Source organism: Psychromonas ossibalaenae ATCC BAA-1528 (assembly GCF_000381745.1).
Classification (GTDB): Bacteria; Pseudomonadota; Gammaproteobacteria; order Enterobacterales; family Psychromonadaceae; genus Psychromonas; species Psychromonas ossibalaenae.
The window spans coordinates 1-7,127 of record NZ_KB907058.1; the positions used below are offsets into that span (position 1 = coordinate 1).

A 7,127-nucleotide genomic window follows, 5' to 3' on the forward strand; every position below is an offset into this window, starting at 1 on the left:
CGGTGATGAATAAGTTTGCATCGTCAGTAAACATCACGGCAAGATCATTATAAATAAAAATTGAACTTTTCTCCCAACTAGCGATCTGATCACCATATACTAACAATTAGCTATTTGGTGATAATAATGGGCGCTACTTTTTTTGAAATACTTCGATACTATCTCTGACCCTCGTATTGAACGATGTAAGAAACATAATTTACTTGATATTCTTTTATTAGCTATTAGTGCCGTTATGTCAGGCTCTGAAGGCTAGGAGGACATTGAAAACTTCGGTCATATAAAACTTGATTGGCTTCGTCAATATCGTCCTTTTGAATCCGGGATACCTCGGCATGACACTATTGCTCGTGTTATCTGTCGTTTAAAAGCAGGTGAAATTGAACAATCTTTTCAAGCGTGGATATCCTCACTTGTAGAAACCACAGGCTGTGACGTTATTGCGGTTGATGGTAAGACTGCAAGGCGCTCTTTCTCAACAAAAGATAGGAAGAATGCGCTACACACAGTTAGCGCTTGGAGTTGTCAGCATCAGCTTGTTTTAGGCCAAGTTGCTGTTGACGCTAAAACGAATGAAATCACTGCTATTCCTAAGCTGTTAAACATGCTTGATATAGAAAATAGTATTGTTACTCTCGATGCTATGGGGTGCCAAAAGGAAATAGCAAAACAGATAATTGAGCAAAAAGCTGATTATATCCTCGCGCTAAAAGGTAATCATTCAGGTATGCAAAGTGAGCTAGAAGCTTGGTTGCACAAAGTTCAGCGAGAAGGATTTACGGCAGATAATTACGTTGAATATACGGCAATAGATAGTGGTCACGGTCGTATTGAAAAGAGAACCTGTCGGCAAGTTCTAATCAATACAAAATGGTTAGACAAAAAATATCGATGGGTTGGGTTGAAAAGTATTATTAAAGTCACATCTGATGTATATGAAAAATCCACAGGAAAAGAGACCACAGAAACTCGTTGGTACATTAGCTCATTGAACTTAAATGCAGAGCAAGCTCTACATGCAGTCCGTAACCATTGGCAGGTTGAAAGTATGCACTGGATGCTCGATATGACGTTTAGAGAAGATGAATCTAGAATTCGAAAAGGCCGTGGTGCACTTGCCTTTAATGTAATGAGAAAGATGGCGATGGGCTTATTTAAGCAAGATAAGACAAAACCGGCGAGTATAGCCGCAAAGAAAAAGATGGCGTCATTAGATGATGGCTATCGCTCAACCCTTTTAGAGTCAGGGGTTAAAATGCGCTAGCCGTGGGGTGGACGCAGTAACAAACTTCAGAGCCTCTCTGTTGAGTTTACTTGGAGGGATTGTGTTTATCTGTATCGCTTAGATCGGCTGCTTTGCAAAGTCGCGTTATCGGCGTAATGCTTGAAAAAGAAAGTATCACACATGAAAGCTGATGAGCTGTGCACCCGCACTAATCGTTTAGCTGACTTTGTCAATGTGAATGAAGTTGCTCTTGAACAGCTACAAAACTTAAACAATGTACAGTTAGTGAAAAAGTTAGTAAGAGAGTCTCGCTTCGTTCATCTATTTTCTGATACTTCTAAAGCAGAGCTTGCATCTATAGAAGCTGAAGCTAATTCAGCGCCAGCTCGTTTGTCGGCTTTAGTTGAATAGGCATAAGCTAACGCAAATCTTAGTTTTTAAAAGCACATGACGTATTTTGATCTAGGACTATTTGAGGAGGCGGAGAAAAGTGCATGTGGCGAAGGGAGCTGGAAGGGAAGATACGTCAAGTATGAATGCCATAAACAAACACAAAATACCCTCCTGACTACCCACATTACTCCGGCACTTCAAGCAGATGAAAAATGAAAAGTCGGCTTACCGTGCTATATTGGGATGCATCAAAGAAATGGGTAATGTCGATTAGAAATTGGAAAACGGCCCTCAATCGCTTATGATTACGTTTGAAGACCGTCTTAAAAACAGCAGTTACACAGAGTTATTTACAGGGGCAGCATTATCTATCGATGCTGTTTTGTTACCACTACATTACGAATAATCGCTTGTTCATCGGCTCCATTCATTCCGCCTTTACGGTTAAACCTAAAGACGACTCTATAAGTGTTTTCTGTATCTTGAAGCTTTCTGTGAGTAGCAAACAAAGAAATCTGATTTTCACTCGAGCGTAACGTATCACCACCTTCTTGACGCATTTCAGTCACACCATTTGTATTCATTATCTTGGCGTAAATCAAAAACTCTGAGTCCGTATTAACACGTGTGTCGACCGTTGCATTTATCATGTATCGAGTACCTACCGGATCGGAGGTATCAATATTAAAGTCTTTATATACTTCAACATATTCATCATTAGATGTACCATTTGATAATGACAGAGTAATTTCCTCCTGTGAGACTTCAGCGGTATCTAACGTTCCACCTCCAACGACCCAATCTCCCACTTCTTCCATTAAATGATTAGCTTGTACCATCGTAATATTATCAATCAGGTAGCGGTTATAGCGTGGCGCTAATGTGAGATTACGCTCAACTTCATAAGCCAGTATTGCGTGTGTTGCCCCGATTGGTTTATATGTTAATAAACTGAAGTCAATATCTGCTTGTGTCGCGCCTTCACTAGGGTAAGCATCGCTATTCAATACATTACTTTTTTGGCTAACCAGTAGCTTATTATCTTGATACCAAACTATTTTTAAATAAGCATTATCTTGTGCTTTAGCTTGAAGTAAACGTCCTTCAGCTCTGATTACAAAAGGAGTCATATCAGAAATTTCGGCCGCATCTATTTTTTGCCAAAGTCGTCCAAACTCAGATGAAATTTCTTTATTACTTCTTATCTCACCGCTATTACCCTCAATCGCACCTGACTCTTCATCTGGCGCATAAAATCTAAAATCACCTGATTGCGTCCAGCCAGATAATTTATCAGAAAAATCATGATTAATAATGTCTAGAGGTACTGATTGTAGCTCTCCTAATATAGGTGTGGCATTAGTACTCCTTTTTAGATTCACTTTAAAGTCAGATGGATGGCTATCACGTGCAATAACCGCGTCAATAATACTTGGTTTTTCTTGCATCATCGACATATGTTCAAGAACGCCCATAAAGCCATAAATAGAATCAGGTAATGCCAAACGCTTTACCATAAAATCAGGATATTCATTAGAATAGCGAGCAAGGATATTCGCACCAAGAGAATCATCTGTATTGATAAACTGCTGCGTGAGCCCATCTCGATAAGCAAAGTAACCTCCCACCATTGGCGCACTATCCCCATACATTCCAAAACCTAATAGAGCAGGGAAATGAGTAATCGTATCGGGGTGTGATTTGATTTTATCGGCAGAATAGCCGCTTGTATGTGTTCCACCCGCCGAAAAAACGGTCATAGTATCGGAAGAGTGATCATCCGTCCATGCACTATAATGGGCGTACAGGTGCTTAAAGTTCGTTCTCCAGCCTTCACTATCTCGTCGTGATTTAAATAAGTAATGAGCATATTGCTCAACAAAGGCAGAAATATTATATTTAATGACTGTTTCTTCTGTTAAATAGGTTTTCTGTAAATTATAACCTTCATAATCACGCCAAAACTTACTATAAGCAACGGCAGAGAGTGGATCCATCCCACTAGCAAGCTCGGCAAATAAGTACACTTCCTGATAGCCGTATGCAGCTCTTAAATCATAACGAGGAAATGGACCAGCAGCCGTCCCGGACATTTCCACAATACCGTATTCTCTCATGTAGTCAGAATAGTTTCGTTGTGATCCAATAATACGGTTAGCCGCTTCAACAATCACTGCATTATCTGAATAATATTCTTTCGCTCTGATGGCGCCATGAACAATTTTCCCGGTTACGTAAACAGAAACATTATCCCCTCCACCATGAGCAAAGCCCCGACCAGTCTCATAGTCATAATTTGAATAAAATTGACCATCTTTATCCGTGTCTGGAATAATGCCATCATCAGCCATACCTGCAAATCGCTTAATAATCTCACCCACACGCTGCTCTTGAGAGTCGCCAGTTAAAGCTTCATGCCCGATGAGTGCAATTATAGCCCAACCAGAAGCACCGCCACCAGCTCGGTTTACCTGATTAGTTCCAGGAATCGTATTAGAGCCAGCCACCCAGCCCTCTCCCATATAAGGAGGTGAAACAAGGCTTTGAATGAAGATAACGTAATTGTCATATTCACGTTGAAGCCAATCATTATAAGTTAAGTGATTGTCATCTGCATCACTCAGTATGTAAGGAGAACTTGCTGCTGCTAATATTTTACCATCAGCAGTGGCTGCAATATTGGCCGTTAACTCAACATCGGTGTAATGCACCACTTCAACAGGGAGTTCACCGTGGAGCATTTCAGCACGAATAAAATTCAAGTGAGACACTGCTTCATCATGATTGTTAGACAGTAGATAAAGCCCACCAAGGCCATCTCGACCATAGTTTCTACCATATGTCAGACCCGCTAAATCATTCATTCTCGCGATCGGATCAGTTCCATTGTTCATACTATAAACAAAATCCCCAGAAGCAGCATATAGTTCATCATTCTGCCTATCAAAGGTAAGTGAGGTGACCGGCTCACTACCCACGGAAACGCTCTGCAATAATTGCCCGGTAAAATCATTACGACCCGCGCTTAATGTATGGATAAAACCATCTCCGCTACCTACACTCAATCGCCCTTGATGATGAGCGAGACCAAGAAGATGATCACCAGTTACGAGGTTTTCGTCCTCTATACTAGCAAATAACGAAAGTCCTTCTGTGTTCATATTATATCGAACCACAGCCAGTCCATTACGCGTTTGTACGCTGACGTACATCAATCGGCCACTGGCAGTGAATGTTATGCCTTTAAGTCCTAGGCCTTGGCTTGAAATGTCACTATCAATCACGCTTAGTAGCTTGCTTTTAGAGATAGAGCCCGTTAACTGTTGATGCACATCATACATTTCAATACGGCTAGAGTTTGCGTCAACCAAGGCATAAACACCTGTATACTGCGAAGCAGCAACAAGAGAAGCTTCGCTTTCAAATGCTTCCCAGTCGTCAGTGTTGACCACGTAATGTGACGGATTAGCAAGTGTTCCTGCACTGATTAAACACAGCATTAATATTATTTTTTTTAGCATTAAAATTCCATAAAAGTAAAGGTAACAGCCAGGTTATCTATAATCTGGCTAACTTACCAACAAGCCACTAAGATAGCGCTTTGTTGATCTGTTTATCTAAGAGCTTATAACGGTTCTTGTGGTTCATACCAACCATGACCGGCCATCGACCATCTTATGCCATGAGTTTCAGGGTGCAGTTCATGAGTTCCACAGCCTTGCCATGGGTAATCCCCACTTAGTTCCTCTCTAGTATCATCTTTAGATGCATCATAATCAGCGTTGAATTGTGCTTCAATTTCTCTTTGTTCTATTTGATACTCCAACTCATCCATCACATAGGGTAAGTTGGCGTAGTATTGATCTGTATGATGAGCGCCAGAGTCAATGTTTTGCAGTTGCTCTTTTATCCAAACGGGATCAACACGGTTTACATGATGCGTATCAGTATCTTCTACATCCACTAAGACCGTTGTATCAGCATAGTAAGGGGTATAGTTTTGAAATGCCCCTTCACTATCTAATAACAAGTACATTTCAGTGAAAAAATCACCGACATAACTCGGCGTATTACCCGTTTGTCCTGCTTGTCCCATACCTTCATGACCGTAGCCCATATTGTGGGTCATTTCATGAGAGAAAGTCCCCATTGCATTATGTGGTGCTTGCTTTCCATCAGAACCAGTCCCTGGTAAGGTATATATACCAATGCCCATGCGCGGATGACAAACATGTGCATTTGCTGCTCTATCATTTGAAAATAACGTATAAGAGACGAAGGCACCGCGGTTTTTCACTTCCTCTAGCAGTAAGTTGACATCAATCTTGTCATTCTCCTGATGGTGAAACATGTTATGGCCAACAACAAGATTGCTCTTATTCACTTGAGAAACAAAGCGTTCATCAAATCTAGGATCATTGACAACAAGTTTTAACCTATCCATCATGAGACACATTCTGTCAATCGAATCGTCATCCGCGTCTTCGTATTCATAATAATCGATGCTACCTTGAGCAACGTTTTCCGCTGTATAGCTACGATAATCAAGTTGTATATTGAAGTGCTCTAGTTTACCGACATTAATTTTCCCCTCTTCGTCAGCAGCCGCAGGCTCAGTACCGTGGCGAGCACATACTTTGTAGTCGGGCACCGGATTTACAGTAGGTGGTAAGATAGGCGGAGGTGTAACCGGTGGCTGTATCGTAGGCGGGGGAATGACAGTAGGTGGTTCAGTCGGAGGTTCGGTAGGTGGCTTAGGCCCTATATTCTTGGACTCATCAACACAGGCGGTTATTACTGTGCTTAACAGCATACATGGGATTACCTTGGTAAATATATTCATTCTAATATTATCTTAATAAGGGAGTTTAGAGTTTGCAGAAGTATAGCCTCGGATTAAAAGTAATCAAAGGTTAAATACCTAAAAATAAGTAATGTTGTTTTCCCCAGTGTCAGAATAGTTGCAATGATGACTTAATTAAGTTCTCATAATTATCCAAGAGGTTAACTAAGCAACATATGACAAATTATCCAGAAGAATTAAAACAGAAAGTTATTAACGATATGAGCCCTGAGCTTGTTACAAAATATAACGTGCCGAAACAAACTCTTTATTACTGGCGTAAAAAAGCATTGGAGCAAGGTAAATTAGTGACAGGAGCAACTGACGTGGTTTAATTGATACGACTAACCCAGTTAAGACATAATTGATTTAACTGGAGATTTAAATGAAAAAACGTAAAACCTATTCAAAAGAATTCAAACTTGATGCCATTTCACTGGTAAGAGAGCAAAATTACAGTATTGCAGAAGCGTCAAGAAACTTAGAGGTTAGCGCTCAGATTCTTGGTCGCTGGATCAAAGAAGCCGAAAATGATGATGGTCATGCATTTAGAGGGAACGGCAAGCTGACACCTGAGCAGGAAGAAATCCGAAAATTAAAAGCTCAAGTAAAACGCTTAGAAATGGAGCGTGAAATATTAAAAAAAGCGACGGTCTTCTTTGCCAA

Annotated in this window: 4 protein-coding genes and 2 pseudogenes; 4 read left to right on the plus strand and 2 right to left on the minus strand. The window is 40.6% G+C overall.

The window, feature by feature from the left end; genetic code table 11:
• Window positions 1–142: 142 nt before the first annotated feature.
• Both G327_RS26755 and G327_RS0123415 read left to right on the plus strand, forming a co-directional pair.
• Window positions 143–1,264: pseudogene (locus G327_RS26755) on the plus strand (ISAs1 family transposase).
• 120 nt (window positions 1,265–1,384) lie between these two features.
• Window positions 1,385–1,636 carry a YceH family protein gene (locus tag G327_RS0123415; RefSeq protein ID WP_211217274.1) on the plus strand — a complete coding sequence of 84 codons (252 nt, stop codon included), beginning with the start codon at window positions 1,385–1,387 and terminating at the stop codon, window positions 1,634–1,636.
• 350 nt (window positions 1,637–1,986) lie between these two features.
• On the opposite strand, the gene G327_RS0123425 is transcribed toward G327_RS0123415, so the two are convergent.
• Together G327_RS0123425 and G327_RS0123430 are read right to left on the minus strand one after the other, a co-directional pair.
• A complete protein-coding gene (locus tag G327_RS0123425; RefSeq protein ID WP_019617240.1) occupies window positions 1,987–5,139 on the minus strand; it encodes a hypothetical protein in 3,153 nt (1,050 codons plus the stop codon).
• A 104-nt stretch (window positions 5,140–5,243) separates the two neighbouring features.
• The gene (locus G327_RS0123430) at window positions 5,244–6,269 is read right to left on the minus strand and encodes a hypothetical protein (RefSeq protein WP_157601294.1); all 1,026 of its coding nucleotides are present in this window, start codon (window positions 6,267–6,269) and stop codon (window positions 5,244–5,246) included.
• A gap of 368 nt (window positions 6,270–6,637) precedes the next feature.
• Between G327_RS0123430 and G327_RS26995 the strand changes: the two genes are divergently transcribed.
• Both G327_RS26995 and G327_RS0123440 read left to right on the plus strand, forming a co-directional pair.
• Entirely contained in the window at window positions 6,638–6,796 is a 159-nt protein-coding gene (locus G327_RS26995; protein WP_019617242.1) for a hypothetical protein, read from the plus strand.
• 50 nt (window positions 6,797–6,846) lie between these two features.
• Window positions 6,847–7,127: pseudogene (locus G327_RS0123440) on the plus strand (transposase); the annotation flags it as partial.

Coding starts and splice junctions, on each gene's coding strand:
- G327_RS0123425 (WP_019617240.1), bottom strand. CDS start 5,139: ATGCTAAAAAAAATAATATTAATGCTGTGTTTAATCAGTGCAGGAACA.
- G327_RS26995 (WP_019617242.1), top strand. CDS start 6,638: ATGACAAATTATCCAGAAGAATTAAAACAGAAAGTTATTAACGATATG.